Raw genomic sequence first — 14,153 nt, 5'->3', positions numbered from 1 at the left:
CGGACAAATCCCAAATACACGGAGCACTCATGCACACGCCCACCCCTCAGTCCTCTTCGTTTGCCGTAGGAGACATCACTGTCAAAACGCTATCTGATGGACACCTCGACATCCCGGCCGCCTATTTTTCCAATATCAGCGAGACTGAGCTCCAATTGGTGAGCCCGAGCGCCCGTTTCGGCGCCAATTGCTGGCTGATCGAAACCGGCACCCGGAAGATCCTAGTTGATGCAGGATCCGGAGACTGGCTGAAAGCGCGGTTTCCAGACACCGGCCATGTCACCGACGCCGGCACCGCACTCATCAGCGCGTCCAGCGAAATTACCGATATCATCCTCACCCATATGCATGCCGACCATATTGGCGGTTTGATTTCCAACGGCCAGTGCTTGTTTCCGAACGCCAAATTGCATCTCCAGGAGAGCGAGTGGACGTTCTGGACAGATGAAAACCTGCTCAACTCTGTAGAGGAAGATCAACGGCCTATTGTGGAGCTGATCCAATCACTGGCGCGCCCGATGTCCTCGCAAGTCGAACTGCATACCGGCGACAGTGATCTTGGCGAAGGGATTCAATTGGCCTTCGCGCCGGGTCACACGCCTGGCCATCAAATCGTTCAGGTTGCCAGCCGAGACAAACAGGCGTTTTTATTGGGCGATGCACTTGTGTCCGGAGCCTTGCAGTTCGCCAATCCAGAAGTGCACTATGCCCTGGACAGCGCTCCTGAGACCGCCGCTCAAACGCGCAAAACCCTTTTTGAAAAACTGGCTGCGGATCAGACCCCGTTTGCGGCAACACATCTAGACACCACCAGCTTCGGTGTTTTGCAGGCCCGCGTCGGCGGCGGCTACTCATTTGAGCCGATAACCTAACGCAATCAGTCGACGCTCACCCAGCCACCAGTTTCGGCGGATTTGAACAGAGCATCCAGAATCGCCATGTTCTGGATGGCATCCTCAACCCCATAGGGCAGGCCTTCTTCACCCAGAATGGCCCGCCCGAAAACATCGGCCATTTCGCTGTATTGATTGCAAGGGGCGACAGTTTCAGTTTCTGCTGATTGATCTCCAAGAAGAGATCCATCGTCCAGACGCAGCGACACTTCCCCGCCAAGCGGCGCATTGAACGGTATGACGAGTTCCAGCCGCTTTTTTGTGCCAACCAAATGGAGGCGCTGATAAGCCGTCAATTGGGTCGAGACCGTAAAGTTGAGCTGGCGCCCCTGACCGAAATCCAGCATCGCGCTGGTTATGCGGTCGGTTCCAAATTCCGGATCTCGGTCAATCAGGGAGACAACCCGTTGCGGCTCGGCATCAAAGAAATACCGGCCGGCCAGCATGGTGTAACAGCCGATATCTAGCAGTGCACCACCGCCGATCTCAGCGTTGTTGCGGATATTTCCCGGGTCATCGTTGAAATAGCTGAAGAACGCCTGGATCGCTTTTAATTCCCCCAGCTGCTCAGATCGAACAATCTCACGCGCGCGGATCCACTGCGGATGCGCCCGGACCATGAAAGCTTCGGCAATCAACCGGTCATCAGACCGGGAAAGCAACTGCCTTGCCTCCTCCGCGTTGAGAGCAATCGGTTTTTCGCACAAAACATGTTTCCCGGCTGCAGCGGCCTGCAGCGTCAGCGGTACATGCATGTGATTTGGCAGGGGATTATAAATGGCATCGATGTCCGGATCGGCCAACAGGTCTTCGTAGGACCCATAGGCCTTTCCAATCCCGAGCTGTCCAGCGACCTCCTGTGCCCGTTCCAGCCCGCGTGAGGCAATGGCAGCGACAATGCCGGTCTCGGAGCCTTGAATGCCAGGCAGAACCTTTTCCCGGCCAATCTTCGCAGTCGACAGGACGCCCCACCGGATTTTCTTAGTTGCGTTCATGATTGCCTCCTATCGTTAAATGAAAATCCCGGCCGATGGCCGGGATCTCGTTTTGTGTATGAACACAATCAGTATTTTTCGGGCACGTAAAGATGCTCCGGCAAAACTTTGCGCTCGTAGTCCGGCTTAAACCGCCGCTCGGGCAATGTAATTGGATCGTGCGGGATCTCGTCATAGGGCATCACGGAGAGAAGATGGTTGATGCAGTTCAGCCGCGCCTGCTTCTTGTCATTGCCTTCAACAATAAACCAGGGCGCTTCGGGAATGTTGGTCCGCTCAAAGGTCTCTTCCTTGGCCTTGGTGTAATCCTCCCAACGGACCCGGGATTCCAGATCCATCGGCGACAGCTTCCATTGTTTGAGCGGGTCATGAACCCTCATTAAAAAGCGCAACTGTTGTTCTTCGTCGGTGATGGAGAACCAATATTTGATCAGCCGGATGCCGGAGCGGACCAGCATGCGTTCAAATTCGGGCACGTCATTAAAAAATTGCTCGACCTCGTCGTCTGAAGCAAAGCCCATCACCCGCTCGACGCCAGAACGGTTGTACCAAGAGCGGTCAAAGAGCACGATTTCACCAGCTGCCGGCAGATGCGGCACATAACGCTGGAAATACCACTGGCTCTTTTCGCGGTCGGACGGTGCCGGCAAAGCAACCACACGGCAAACACGCGGATTTAGCCGCTGAGTGATGCGTTTGATCACCCCGCCCTTGCCGGCCGCATCCCGACCTTCAAAGATGACAACGATCTTTTCACCACTGTGCTGCACCCAGTCCTGCAACTTGACCAGTTCTGCCTGGAGCATCAGCAATTCATGAAAGTAAGTCCGCCGGTCGAGCGGGGATTTGTGTTTTTTGTCAGCAATGAATTGAAGATCCTTGGCGATCAGGAAATCATCGATTTCCATCTCCAGCTCTTCATCCATGCTGTCAGCCCACTCATTCTCCACCCAAGTCTTGGCGTCCTTCATCATCCGCTTGTCCTTACTTGCTGATCAATACCCACTCACATGCACTGAGAGCCCAAATTCCATGACAGGAGTTTGACACTAAAGGCAGCAGAATCCGGTCCGCAATGCGCTGGCTCAAAACCTAGGGCTCAAATTTAACTTGTAAATGAATGAACGTTCATTTATTTGACTAAGACAAGAGGAGTTGATGATGGGATTAAATGCCCGCACGCAGCCGCGACAAAAAGGGCTGGAAACAGCCGAAAGGGTTCGAAAAACAGCGCTCCGCCTGTTTGCCGCCTCCGGCTATGCGGCCGTTTCCATGCGTGACATTGCCACCCAAGTCGGTGTTCAACCCGGCGCGCTCTACAATCACTTCCCGACCAAGCAAGACATCCTGAAAGATCTGATGCTGACCCATATGGCCGACCTCATGGCCGCGTGGGAAAACGCCGGCTTTCCGGACGGGATGGATCCGATCGAGCGTTTCGTGCGCTTCCACATTCGCTACCACTTGGAGCGGGCCGACGAGGTTTTCATCGCATACATGGAATTGCGCAGCCTCGACCCGGAAAACTTCGAGGTGATCGAGACCGAGCGGCGGCGCTATGAAGAGATCCTCACCGGCATTTTGACCGAGGGTGCCGCAAACGGCCGCTATCAGGTGGACGACGCCAAGGTCGCAACCCGGGCCATCATTGCCATGCTGACCGGCATACCGGCTTGGTATCGTTCTGGCGGCGGCCTGTCGAAAGACGACATCGAAACGCTTTACTTGAAGATGGTGCACAAGACCATTGCCCCGGAAACCGGGGAGATTTCACCCAACGGAGACCGGATGACATGAGCATCCTCAAATCGAGCTTATCGCCCAAAAGCGCAGACTTCACTGCCAACAAGGCAGCCCATGAAGATGCCATGGCGCAAATCAAGGACGCTGCACAGACCGCCCTGGACGGCGGCGGCGAAACAGCCCGCCAGCGTCATGTCTCCCGCGGCAAAATCCTGCCGCGTGAACGGGTCTCGCGCTTGCTTGATCCGGGCTCTCCTTTTCTTGAAGTCGGCATGCTGGCTGCTCATGACATGTATGACGGTGCGGCCCCGTCTGCCGGGATGATCGCAGGCATTGGCCGTGTCGAAGGGCAGGAAGTCATGATCCTGGCCAATGACGCGACCGTCAAAGGGGGCACCTATTATCCGCTGTCCGTCAAGAAACACCTACGTGCCCAAGAAATCGCCGAGCAGAACAATCTGCCATGCGTCTATCTGGTGGACAGCGGCGGCGCCAACCTGCCGAACCAGGACGAGGTCTTCCCGGACCGCGATCACTTCGGTCGGATCTTCTTCAATCAAGCCAACATGTCCTCCAAGGGCATTGCCCAGATCGCGGTTGTCATGGGGTCATGCACCGCGGGCGGTGCTTATGTCCCAGCGATGTCGGACGAGACGATCATCGTTAAGAACCAGGGAACGATCTTCCTGGCAGGCCCCCCTTTGGTGAAGGCTGCAACGGGTGAAGAAGTTTCTGCAGAAGACCTTGGCGGCGGCGACGTTCATACGCGCCTCTCTGGTGTGGCCGACCATCTGGCTCGCGATGATGCGCATGCGCTGGCCCTCGCCCGCCGGTCGATCGCGAGCCTCAACCGCACCAAAGCCTCTCAACTTGCCCTGCAGACTCCGGAAGATCCACTTTACGACCCGGATGAAATCCTCGGCGTGGTTCCGGCTGATCTGAAGACGCCCTATGACATCCGTGAAGTGATCGCCCGCGTCGTTGACGGCTCCCGCTTCGACGAGTTCAAGGCGCGTTACGGCACGACGCTCGTTTGCGGTTTTGCCCACATCCACGGAATGCCAGTCGGCATCATCGCCAACAACGGTGTGCTGTTCTCTGAAAGCGCGGTCAAAGGCGCACACTTCGTCGAGCTCTGCTCGCAGCGCAAGGTGCCTTTGGTCTTCCTGCAGAACATCACCGGCTTCATGGTCGGCCAGAAGTATGAAAGCGGCGGCATCGCCAAGGACGGCGCCAAGCTGGTCACAGCCGTTGCCACCACAAAAGTTCCGAAAATCACCATGCTGGTTGGCGGTTCGTTTGGCGCTGGCAACTACGGCATGTGCGGCCGCGCCTATTCTCCACGTTTCTTGTGGACCTGGCCGAACTCCCGCATTTCCGTCATGGGCGGCGAACAGGCAGCCGGCGTTCTTGCCACTGTCCGCAGGGACGGCATTGAGCGCAAGGGCGGCAGCTGGTCTTCCGAAGAAGAGTCCAGCTTCAAGCAGCCGATCATCAACCAGTTTGAAGAACAGGGACACCCGCTCTACGCGACGGCCCGGCTTTGGGACGATGGCATCATCGATCCGCGCAAGACCCGCGACATTCTTGGCTTGTCACTCTCGGCATCGCTCAACGCCCCGATCGAAGACACCAAGTTCGGCCTCTTCCGGATGTAATGATGAGCCAGCAGCAACAGACATCTCTGGCGAAGACACCTGATGGACCCGTCGAATATCTTTTGACTGGCAATTCGGCAGGGCCGTCTGTTGTCTTGATCAATGGAGCAGGCGGCCCGCTCAGCGCCTGGGATCCCGTCGTTGAACGCTTGTCAGACGAATTTCAAATTCTTGCCTACAACCGAGCCGGGATCGGAAAGACCGCCAAGGCCTCAAAACCGCAAACAGCGGAATACGGTGCGGTTCAGCTAAAAGAGCTCATCGGCACTATTGGCCTAAAACACCCACTGCATTTGGTTGGCCACTCTTTTGGCGGTTTGATCGCCAACATGTTTGCCCGGAAAAACCCGGGCCAAGTCGCCAGCGTAACTTTTCTGGAAGCTGGAACAGTCGAAGATCTTGAATTCAGCACGGCACAAAAACCAGTACTGTTGCAAAGGGTGCTCGACACCCTTTGGAAACCGGATCCATTGAGCGAACGCGCAACGGCTTTGCAGACCTTGCAGGAATTCAGGGCGATCTCGCCCTTTCCGCAAATTCCGGTCTCTGTCGTGACCGGTGGCAAATCCATCCCCTCATGGCTTGCCGGAAAAGCGGCCCTGGAAATCCGGGCGGAAGGTCAGAAAAAGTTGGTGGAACTGGGGCATCCGGGCAAACAGATCATTGCGCAAAAAAGCGGTCATTTTCCCCAGATGACCGAGCCAGATGTCGTTGCGTCCGCAATTTCGGAACTCGTCGTCCAAGTTTTGCCTCCGGCAGCGAGGGCATCGGCATGACGGCTTTGCTGGACAGATTAAAAAACAAATATCCCGGCGCAGAAACCTTCAAGTTCGGTGATGGACCGGAGCTGAGTGCCCAGCTGATTGCATTGGTCCGAGCGGGGAAAAAGAAAGCGACATGCGGCGCGCTCCGTGACTTCACCGACGGCGGTGAAGCTCTGCCTCAAGAGGGACGGAAGGATATCGTCCTTCATTGGGACGGCACACCCGCACTCGTCATCGAGACGGTTGAAGTGACAACCACCCGTTATTGCGACGTCGACGAAGATTTTGCCCTAGCAGAAGGCGAAAATGAAGACCTCGTGGGCTGGCGGACCGATCACCAGGCATATTTTGAACGCAATGGCGGGTTTGACCCCGAGATGATGCTGGTTTGTGAACGCTTCAAACTGATTGAGGATCTTGAAAAATGACCAGGATCGCAATCCACACCGGGGACATCACCCGTTTTGAAGCAGACGCCATCGTCAACGCAGCAAATTCATCTCTGCTCGGAGGCGGCGGAGTCGATGGTGCAATCCACCGGGCAGCTGGACCGGACCTTTTGGAAGAATGCCGCGGCCTCGGCGGCTGCGAGACAGGCCAATCGAAAATCACCGGGAGCTACCGGCTCCCTTGCAGGTTCATTGTGCACACGGTCGGCCCCATCTGGCGCGGCGGTTCTGCGGGTGAAGCTGATCTCTTGGCAAGCTGCTATGAAACCGCCCTCATGCTCGGCGTTAGCCACAACTGCCGCACCTTTGCCTTTCCGGCCATTTCAACCGGCATCTACGGATATCCCGCCGACAGCGCGGCCAAAATCGCTGTGACCACCATCCGCCGCACCACGGCACAACTCCAGACAATTGAATTGGTCACATTGGTCGCTTTCGATGCGGCCAGTGAACACCATCTTACAGCCGCCCTCGGGGAGGACACCTGAATGTTCAAGAAAATCCTCATTGCCAACCGTGGCGAGATCGCCTGCCGCGTGATGGAAACCGCCAGAAAGCTTGGCGTCAAAACTGTTGCCGTTTATTCGGATGCGGACGCCAACGCCAAACACGTGGCGATGGCAGACGAGGCCTACCGCATTGGCCCGGCGCCGGTTTCCGAGAGTTATCTGCAAGTTGCCAAGATCATTGAGGTCTGCAAACAAAGCGGCGCGGAAGCCGTCCACCCGGGCTATGGTTTTCTCTCGGAAAACCCGGACTTCGTCGATGCGTTGGACGCTGCCGGAATTGCCTTCATCGGACCGAGCGCCGATGCCATCCGGGCGATGGGCCTGAAAGATGCCGCAAAAGCCTTGATGGAAAAGGCGGGTGTTCCGGTCGTTCCCGGCTATCACCGCGAGACTCAGGATCCTGGGTTTCTACAGATCCAGGCCGGCAAGATCGGTTATCCGGTCTTGATCAAGGCGCGCGCCGGCGGCGGTGGCAAAGGCATGCGCAAGGTGGAACGGGCGGAAGATTTCATTTCAGCGCTCAAATCCGCCCAGCGCGAAGGTGAAGCGAGTTTTGGTGACGGTCAGGTTCTCATCGAGAAATACGTCGCCAAGCCACGCCACATCGAGATCCAGGTTTTTGGCGACAACCATGGTAATGCCGTCCATCTGTTCGAACGCGACTGCTCGCTGCAGCGCCGCCACCAGAAGGTGATCGAAGAAGCGCCAGCCCCCGACATGCCCGAAGACATGCGAAAAGCCATGGGCGATGCTGCGGTAAAGGCCGCCAAGGCGATCAACTATTCCGGGGCCGGCACCATCGAGTTCATCGTTGACGTTTCCGAAGGGCTGCGCGCCGACCGGTTCTATTTCATGGAAATGAACACTCGCCTGCAGGTGGAACACCCGGTCACCGAACTCATCACCGGCGAAGATCTCGTCGAATGGCAGCTCCGTGTTGCCTCCGGCGAACCTCTGCCCAAGACGCAGGATCAGCTTTCTTTTGATGGCTGGGCATTTGAGGCCCGCCTCTATGCAGAAGACGCGCCGAAAGGTTTCCTACCCGCCATCGGCACTTTGGAGCACCTGGTACTTCCGGAAACCCAGGCCCGTGTCGATAGCGGCGTCCGGGCTGGAGATGAGATTTCGCCTTTCTATGATCCGATGATCGCCAAGGTCATTGTCCATGGGCCCTCTCGCGACGCCGCGCTCGGCAAGCTGCTGGCAAGTTTGGAGGCAACGGAAGTTGCCGGCTGTGTCACCAATGCGGACTTCCTGGCAGCGCTCTGCCGCCATGACGGGTTTTCCAAGGGCGACGTCGACACCGGCCTCATTGACCGGGATTTGGACGAGTTGATCGCGGAACCGGCGATGCCCGAAGACGCGATTGCGCTTGCAGCTCTGACCGCCCTTGGCCTGACCCGTCCGGTAGACGGATCCGACCCATTCGAATCTCTGGCCGGCTGGCGGATCTGGAGCGCTTCCCGCCAATTTGCCCTTCTGGAGATTGGCGGGGAACGCCAGGATGTTGAAGTTCATGCCCAAGGCAACAACCGCTTTACGGTTCATCTGGAAAGCGGCCCCAAGGACTTCAGCCTGGTCCAGGTGGATGGCAACACACTCACCTACGACAGCAACGGCCACCGGGCATCCGGCGCGGTAGTCGAAGATGGCAAGGGACTGACGGTGTTTATGAATGGCCACACGTTCACCGTCGGCCTGCCGGATACGTTGAGCTCCGATGAAGAAGCTGCGGGTGCAGGCGATCAACTGATCGCGCCAATGCCGGGTCTTGTGAAAGTGCTCACCGCTACGGCCGGGGATGCGGTCACAAAAGATCAGCCGCTGATCATCCTGGAAGCCATGAAAATGGAACACACTTTGAAGGCTCCACGCGACGGCGTCATTGGCGAAGTGTTTGTCAGCGAAGGCGAACAGGTCACCGACGGTACTATCCTCCTCGTGCTGGCGGAGGAAACCGATGCTGCTGCCTGAGGCCACCAGCTATGAGGAGCTGACCAAGAGGTTTTCCTGGCAGATCCCGGAGCGGTTCAACATTGGCGTTGCTGTCTGTGATGCCTGGGCGGACAAAGACCCGCGCCGCGAAGCGTTGATCTATGCGGAGGAAGGCGCCCCGGCAACGTCCTATTCCTATGGCGCCTTGAAACGCCTTTCTAACCAGCTGGCCAATCTTTTGAAAAGCCGCGGTATCCAGCAAGGCGACCGTGTCGGCATCTTGATGCCGCAGCGGCCCGAGACGGCTTTCGCTCATATCGCCGCCTTAAAGCTCGGCGGAATTTCTATTCCACTGTTCACGCTCTTTGGTGAAGAGGCGCTGGAGTACCGGCTTAAAGATTCTGGTGCCAAAGCGGTCATTACCGATGAAAGTGGCGCTGCAAAAATCGAGAAGATCCATGGCAGCTTGCCGGAGCTGACAACTGTCTTTTGCGCAGATGGCGCGCATTGTGGGGCAGACGATCTCTGGTCCTCCATGGAGGCTCACGAAGAGACGTTCGATCCAGTTGATACAGCGCCTGATGATCCGGCGATTATTATCTACACTTCGGGTACTACTGGTCAGCCGAAAGGCGCTCTTCACGGCCACCGTGTGCTGCTTGGTCACTTGCCGGGCGTTGAAATGAGCCATGATTTTCTTGGCCAAGAGGGCGACCGCATCTGGACGCCTGCGGACTGGGCCTGGATCGGCGGCCTTCTGGACGTGTTGATGCCGGCGCTTTTCCTCGGCGTTCCCGTCGTTGCTTGCAGGTTCAAGAAATTTACGGCGGAAGCGGCCTTCCAGCTCCTGCAAGACCAGAAGATCCGCAACGCTTTTATCCCGCCAACGGCGCTCAAAATGATGCGCCAGATCGAAGACCCGGAAAACCGCTGGCAGCTGAACATGCGCACCGTTGCCTCCGGCGGCGAAACGCTTGGCGCGGAACTGATCGCCTGGGGTCAAAAGACGTTTGGCCAGACGATCAATGAGTTTTACGGCCAGACCGAATGCAACATGATCGTATCCAGCTGCTCTGAAATTATGGACGCCCGCCCCGGCATCATGGGCAAGGCTGTTCCCGGACATGAACTGGCAATTGTCTCCGACTCTGGAGAGGTTTTGCCAAATGGGACCTTCGGCAACATCGCTGTGAAACGTCCGGATCCTGTGATGTTCCTGCAGTACTGGAACAATCCAGAAGCTACGCAGAAAAAGTTCGCGGGCGACTGGCTATTGACCGGTGACACCGGCGAAATGGACGACGACGGCTGGATCCGCTTTGTTGGCCGGGATGACGATGTCATCACCTCCTCCGGCTACCGGATTGGTCCCGGCGAAATCGAAGACTGCCTGATCAAACATCCGGCCGTTGCCATGGCTGGGGTGATCGGCAAGCCCGACGCTCAGCGTACGGAAATCGTCAAGGCTTACATCATCCTAAAGCAAGACGTGGAACCGTCCGACGATCTTGCGAAGGAGATTGCCGGCTTCGTCAAGATCCGCCTCGCTGCTCATGAATACCCCCGGGAAATCGAATTCGTCGATGCCCTGCCGATGACCACCACTGGCAAGGTGATCCGCCGCGAACTCCGTGACCGTGCCGTCGACGACGTTTGAAGAAAGACCCCAAAGATATGTCTGACTTTGTTACCATCTTCGAAATGGGCCCGCGCGACGGGCTGCAGAATGAAAAGCGGTTTGTCCCGACCGAAGACAAGATTGCACTTGTCGACCGTTTGTCGGATTGCGGTTTCCGCAAGATTGAAGTCACCAGTTTTGTCAGCCCGAAATGGGTGCCGCAAATGGCCGACGCGCAAGAGGTGATGGAAGGCATCTACCGCCACCCGGCCGTCATTTACTCCGTTCTGACACCCAACGTGAAGGGCTATACGGCCGCGTTAAAAGTCTCCGCCGACGAGGTCGCCATTTTCGGGTCTGCATCGGAAGGTTTTTCGAAAAAGAACATCAATTGTTCTGTTGCTGAAAGCATCGAGCGGTTCAAACCACTGATGGACAAAGCCAGGCAGGATGAAATGCCGGTGCGCGGCTATGTCTCTTGCGTCACCGATTGCCCGTATGATGGTCCGACACCGCCGGAGAAGGTCGCAGAAGTTGCCAAGATCCTGTTTGACCTCGGCTGCTATGAAATCTCCCTCGGTGACACGATTGGGGCCGGAACACCGGAAACCATCGGCCGGATGCTCGACGCAGTTTTGGACGTGGTGCCAGCGGAAAAAGTCGCCGGGCACTATCACGACACCAAGGGCCGGGCACTAGAGAACATCGAAGTCAGTCTGGACAAGGGTCTTCGCACGTTCGACAGCACGATTGCTGGTCTCGGCGGCTGCCCGTATGCGCCGGGCGCAAAGGGCAACGTGGCAACAGAAGCCGTTGCCGGCCTAATGCAGCGCCGGGGATTTGAAACCGGCTTGAAACTGGAAAACCTGGCTGAGCTTGCCGAGTTCGCCAAATCCCTTCGGAGTGACACCGCATGAGCTTTGAAACTATTTCAATTGAAACCGATGCCCGCGGCGTCGCCACACTCACACTGAACCGGCCAGAAAAACACAATTCCCTGTCCGCTAAGATGATCGACGAACTCACCCAAGCGGCCGCACAACTCGGATCAGATGATGCCGTCCGTGTCGTGGTACTGACTGGCGCGGGCGAAAGTTTCTGCGCTGGTGGTGATCTTGCCTGGATGCGCGAACAAATGGCCGCCGACCGGACCACCCGGATGGCCGAAGCCCGAAAACTTGCCATGATGCTTAAAGCGCTCAACGAGTTGCCCAAACCGGTCATCGGTCGGGTTCAGGGCCAGGCTTTTGGTGGCGGCACCGGCATGATGAGTGTCTGCGATACCGTTGTCGCGGTGAACACCGCAAAATTCGGTCTGACCGAAGTCCGCTTGGGTCTCATTCCGGCTACCATCAGCCCCTATGTCCTGGCTCGCATGGGCGAAGGCAAGGCCCGACGTGTCTTTATGTCTGCCCGGATCTTTGGTGCTGAAGAAGCTCGCGATCTCGACCTGGCCGCTAAGGTGGTCAGTGCAGAAGAGCTTGATGCGGCGATTGAAAAAGAAATCAAACCTTATCTGAGCGCAGCTCCGGCAGCTGTCGCCGCCTCTAAAGCGCTTGCCAGATCCCTTGGCCCGGTGATTACGGATGCCGTCATCGATGACACGATCAAACGTCTGGCAGACACCTGGGAAACACCGGAAGCCAATGAAGGCACATCAGCGTTTTTTGAGAAGAGAAAACCGGCCTGGGCCAGCTAAGATTCTAATTTCAATATGAGGCTCTGCGCCAGACCACAATTTACGAGGACGAGTTAGGCGTTGCGCCGGGCATGCTCGATTAGGGCTGCAATCCGCGCAACGTCAAGCTGCTCTGATTTGGGTTCCGGCCGTGGTTCGGCATACATCTTCTCGCGGCGGCGGCGAATCTTTTTGCGCTGCCATTCGCTGATGCCTTCCGGCAGTTCGATCTCCGCACGGTCCATGCCGATCAGAACCCGCTGCAAATCGGGAATGAGCTCGGAGGATATCGTGAAAACTGAACCGTCCTTGCGCCGGAAAACCAGCGTTTTTGTTGTCTGCTCTCCATTCAGCAGAACGGCTTTTTTCCGGCCGCTGGACCCAATCGTCGACTGAAACCAGGCGACAGCGCCCGAAGCATGCCACTGCCGCACGCTGACTTTTTCCAGTTCGTTGTAGGGAACACGAACCCGCAGGCCGAATTGGGTGAATTCAAATCCATTGCCGAAAAACCGCACCCAGGACGTTTCCTGGCGCACAGCCACGGTAAAAAACACCAGCGAGAGGCTGGCCGGAACAAGACACAGAAGTGCAAGAACAGCAAGTACGCCATGCGCAGTCGCCATGCCTATGATGGCTGGCGGAAGGAAGATAAGCCCAAATCCAAACCCGATCATATCCAAAACCAACACCGATGGTTTGGAAACAGGCCGAATAGCACCGGATGCAGGTTGGGGGCTGGGCAGAGCTGCATAAATAGCCGCTGCGGCGATCAAACACATCACACTGCTGAGCACGGTCATGAAAAAGAACCAGCCAGCAATGCCGAGCACTGCCAAGCTCAAAGGTAAGATACGCCTTAGATATTCAAGTCGTGCTGTTTTGCCCACACCGCGCTCCATCGTACCGGGGCGAAATCGCTATAAACTCGCGGAAGTACTGATTCTGCCATTGAATCAACTTGGAGCACGCTAATCAAGGCGCAGGAAAAACTATCCAAAATGAATGTAATCAGAAGGCAATTATTACACAGCTAATTTGAAGAAAATGCTTCGGAGTACGGAGAATAGGAAGGCCGATACTTAAGAGGCCTTCCGCTCCCGGGAAACGAAACTGAACATATCCCGCACTTTACCAAATTTCGGCTTATCGATTTCCAGATACTCATGCATGAGCGTGTCGATATCCGCGGCATTAAAGGGTTTCTTCAAGAACCCGTTTATTCCGATGAACGCAGCCGATCGCTCCAAATAGGTCGTGTCGTTGGTTGACATCATATAGATCGCGATTTTGCTCGAAAGATCCCGTATCGACCCTGCCAGTTCCAACCCGTCCAGGCCGGGCATATGAAAATCAGTCAGGACGATCGCATATTCTCTTCCTGCCAGTTTTTTAAGGGCATTTTCGGCGCTATCGGCTTCAGTAATCTCAAAATTAAACCGGCTGCTTTCTAAAACCTTCCGGGTAATTTTGCGCATTGTCCCTGAATCATCAACGATCAGAATTGGATAGTCATGCACCATCATTCGGTAGGTGCCGACGATTTCAGCCACATCTTCGGGTAAAAAAGGTTTTTGCAGAAAATGGTAGGCACCGAAGCGTTTTAGGACCCCTTCGAGCTTGTCATCAAGACTTCCCGACATTGCCACTGTCAAACATTCGTTCGATTGCGTTTCCTGCATGGCCGACACCACTTCGGGGCCATTCAACCCCGGCATATTTATGTCGATGAATGCAATATCGATTGATTTCTTGCGCAACGTCTCAAGCGCTGCACGGCCATTGTCGACTACGTCAACTTCAATATACCGTTCCTTGCGGTGAGTTTTAACACCTTGCGCAACAACTTCACGCGCAACAGAACTGTCGTCGGCGATAAGTACTCTTATTATTTTATGTAGCACGGCTTCC

At 56.2% G+C, this 14,153-nt stretch carries 14 protein-coding genes; 10 read left to right on the top strand and 4 right to left on the bottom strand.

The features are described 5' to 3' along the window. Nucleotides 1-29: 29 nt before the first annotated feature. Nucleotides 30-872 (top strand): MBL fold metallo-hydrolase, encoded by an 843-nt coding sequence (locus ACOOFE_RS01215; RefSeq protein ID WP_420413301.1) that lies wholly within the window; start codon nt 30-32, stop codon nt 870-872. Between the two features lie 5 nt (nt 873-877). Here ACOOFE_RS01215 and ACOOFE_RS01210 read toward each other — a convergent pair whose 3' ends face one another. Then, the gene (locus tag ACOOFE_RS01210) at nt 878-1,888 is read right to left on the bottom strand and encodes a Gfo/Idh/MocA family protein (protein WP_420413300.1); all 1,011 of its coding nucleotides are present in this window, start codon (nt 1,886-1,888) and stop codon (nt 878-880) included. A 68-nt stretch (nt 1,889-1,956) separates the two neighbouring features. Then, nucleotides 1,957-2,862 carry a polyphosphate kinase 2 gene (ppk2, locus tag ACOOFE_RS01205; protein ID WP_420413299.1) on the bottom strand — a complete coding sequence of 302 codons (906 nt, stop codon included), beginning with the start codon at nt 2,860-2,862 and terminating at the stop codon, nt 1,957-1,959. A 184-nt stretch (nt 2,863-3,046) separates the two neighbouring features. On the opposite strand from ppk2, the gene ACOOFE_RS01200 reads away from it, so the two are divergent. From ACOOFE_RS01200 to ACOOFE_RS01160, 9 genes are read left to right on the top strand one after another with little or no spacing between them, the layout of a single operon-like run. Further along, entirely contained in the window at nt 3,047-3,685 is a 639-nt protein-coding gene (locus tag ACOOFE_RS01200; protein ID WP_420413298.1) for a TetR/AcrR family transcriptional regulator, read from the top strand. Then, nucleotides 3,682-5,289 carry a carboxyl transferase domain-containing protein gene (locus ACOOFE_RS01195; RefSeq protein WP_420413297.1) on the top strand — a complete coding sequence of 536 codons (1,608 nt, stop codon included), beginning with the start codon at nt 3,682-3,684 and terminating at the stop codon, nt 5,287-5,289. The genes ACOOFE_RS01200 and ACOOFE_RS01195 overlap by 4 nt, the downstream gene beginning before the upstream one ends. 2 nt (nt 5,290-5,291) lie before the next feature. Further along, complete coding sequence (locus ACOOFE_RS01190) at nt 5,292-6,065, top strand: alpha/beta fold hydrolase (protein ID WP_420413296.1); 774 nt, start codon at nt 5,292-5,294, stop codon at nt 6,063-6,065. Further along, nucleotides 6,062-6,481 (top strand): ASCH domain-containing protein, encoded by a 420-nt coding sequence (locus ACOOFE_RS01185; RefSeq protein WP_420413295.1) that lies wholly within the window; start codon nt 6,062-6,064, stop codon nt 6,479-6,481. Before ACOOFE_RS01190 ends, ACOOFE_RS01185 begins: the two co-directional genes overlap by 4 nt. Beyond that, nucleotides 6,478-6,990, top strand: a complete 513-nt coding sequence (locus tag ACOOFE_RS01180; RefSeq protein WP_420413294.1) for an O-acetyl-ADP-ribose deacetylase — start codon at nt 6,478-6,480, stop codon at nt 6,988-6,990. The genes ACOOFE_RS01185 and ACOOFE_RS01180 overlap by 4 nt, the downstream gene beginning before the upstream one ends. Continuing rightward, nucleotides 6,991-8,985, top strand: coding sequence for an acetyl/propionyl/methylcrotonyl-CoA carboxylase subunit alpha (locus ACOOFE_RS01175; RefSeq protein ID WP_420413293.1), 1,995 nt, complete (start codon nt 6,991-6,993; stop codon nt 8,983-8,985). Next, nucleotides 8,972-10,603: an acyl-CoA synthetase gene (locus ACOOFE_RS01170; RefSeq protein ID WP_420413292.1), complete on the top strand. Its 1,632-nt coding sequence runs from the start codon at nt 8,972-8,974 to the stop codon at nt 10,601-10,603. Before ACOOFE_RS01175 ends, ACOOFE_RS01170 begins: the two co-directional genes overlap by 14 nt. A 17-nt stretch (nt 10,604-10,620) precedes the next feature. After that, nucleotides 10,621-11,481, top strand: coding sequence for a hydroxymethylglutaryl-CoA lyase (locus ACOOFE_RS01165; RefSeq protein ID WP_420413291.1), 861 nt, complete (start codon nt 10,621-10,623; stop codon nt 11,479-11,481). Continuing rightward, nucleotides 11,478-12,263 carry a crotonase/enoyl-CoA hydratase family protein gene (locus tag ACOOFE_RS01160; RefSeq protein ID WP_420413290.1) on the top strand — a complete coding sequence of 262 codons (786 nt, stop codon included), beginning with the start codon at nt 11,478-11,480 and terminating at the stop codon, nt 12,261-12,263. The genes ACOOFE_RS01165 and ACOOFE_RS01160 overlap by 4 nt, the downstream gene beginning before the upstream one ends. A 53-nt stretch (nt 12,264-12,316) precedes the next feature. Here the strand turns inward: ACOOFE_RS01160 and ACOOFE_RS01155 are convergent, their stop codons facing one another. Together ACOOFE_RS01155 and ACOOFE_RS01150 are read right to left on the bottom strand one after the other, a co-directional pair. Further along, on the bottom strand, nt 12,317-13,132 hold the full coding sequence (locus ACOOFE_RS01155) for a hypothetical protein (RefSeq protein ID WP_209010947.1): 816 nt from the start codon (nt 13,130-13,132) through the stop codon (nt 12,317-12,319). Nucleotides 13,133-13,324: 192 nt separating this feature from the next. Further along, nucleotides 13,325-14,146, bottom strand: a complete 822-nt coding sequence (locus ACOOFE_RS01150) for a response regulator (protein ID WP_420413289.1) — start codon at nt 14,144-14,146, stop codon at nt 13,325-13,327. Nucleotides 14,147-14,153 lie beyond the last annotated feature (7 nt).

The sequence above is a fragment of the Roseibium sp. genome (assembly GCF_965216085.1).
In the GTDB taxonomy this organism is placed as follows: Bacteria; Pseudomonadota; Alphaproteobacteria; order Rhizobiales; family Stappiaceae; genus Roseibium.
Note: the sequence above shows the minus strand (reverse complement) of the source record. Positions and strands in the feature narration are given on the sequence as shown.

Coding starts and splice junctions, on each gene's coding strand:
- ACOOFE_RS01165 (WP_420413291.1), top strand. CDS start 10,621: ATGTCTGACTTTGTTACCATCTTCGAAATGGGCCCGCGCGACGGGCTG.
- ACOOFE_RS01210 (WP_420413300.1), bottom strand. CDS start 1,888: ATGAACGCAACTAAGAAAATCCGGTGGGGCGTCCTGTCGACTGCGAAG.
- ACOOFE_RS01170 (WP_420413292.1), top strand. CDS start 8,972: ATGCTGCTGCCTGAGGCCACCAGCTATGAGGAGCTGACCAAGAGGTTT.
- ACOOFE_RS01185 (WP_420413295.1), top strand. CDS start 6,062: ATGACGGCTTTGCTGGACAGATTAAAAAACAAATATCCCGGCGCAGAA.
- ppk2 (WP_420413299.1), bottom strand. CDS start 2,862: ATGATGAAGGACGCCAAGACTTGGGTGGAGAATGAGTGGGCTGACAGC.
- ACOOFE_RS01190 (WP_420413296.1), top strand. CDS start 5,292: ATGAGCCAGCAGCAACAGACATCTCTGGCGAAGACACCTGATGGACCC.
- ACOOFE_RS01160 (WP_420413290.1), top strand. CDS start 11,478: ATGAGCTTTGAAACTATTTCAATTGAAACCGATGCCCGCGGCGTCGCC.
- ACOOFE_RS01175 (WP_420413293.1), top strand. CDS start 6,991: ATGTTCAAGAAAATCCTCATTGCCAACCGTGGCGAGATCGCCTGCCGC.
- ACOOFE_RS01180 (WP_420413294.1), top strand. CDS start 6,478: ATGACCAGGATCGCAATCCACACCGGGGACATCACCCGTTTTGAAGCA.
- ACOOFE_RS01200 (WP_420413298.1), top strand. CDS start 3,047: ATGATGGGATTAAATGCCCGCACGCAGCCGCGACAAAAAGGGCTGGAA.
- ACOOFE_RS01195 (WP_420413297.1), top strand. CDS start 3,682: ATGAGCATCCTCAAATCGAGCTTATCGCCCAAAAGCGCAGACTTCACT.
- ACOOFE_RS01215 (WP_420413301.1), top strand. CDS start 30: ATGCACACGCCCACCCCTCAGTCCTCTTCGTTTGCCGTAGGAGACATC.